At 70.3% G+C, this 283-nt stretch carries 1 protein-coding gene; it reads left to right on the top strand.

Going from position 1 to position 283, the window contains the following annotated elements:
* The coding region (locus DBV35_RS29895) for a GlsB/YeaQ/YmgE family stress response membrane protein (protein WP_108663942.1) at positions 1–247 on the top strand (247 nt) is incomplete at its 5' end.
* Positions 248–283: the final 36 nt, after the last annotated feature.

Raw genomic sequence — 283 nt, 5'->3', positions numbered from 1 at the left:
CGTGCTGGGGCTGATCGCGGGCGCCATCGCCAAGGCCATCATGCCGGGCAAGGACCCGGGCGGAATCATCGTCACCCTGATCCTGGGTGTCGTCGGCGCGCTGCTCGGCGGCTGGATCGGCAGCGCGGTGTTCGGCGTCGGCCTCGGTGGGTTCTTCAACCTGTCGACCTGGCTGCTCGCCATCGTCGGGTCGCTGATCCTGCTCGCGATCTACCGCGTGATCGTGGGCCGCAAGGTCCGCGCCTGACACGCGCGTAACACCCTCGTCGGCGCCCGCCCGGAG

The organism is Acuticoccus kandeliae, from assembly GCF_003073115.1.
This window is presented reverse-complemented; position numbering and strand designations above follow the sequence as displayed.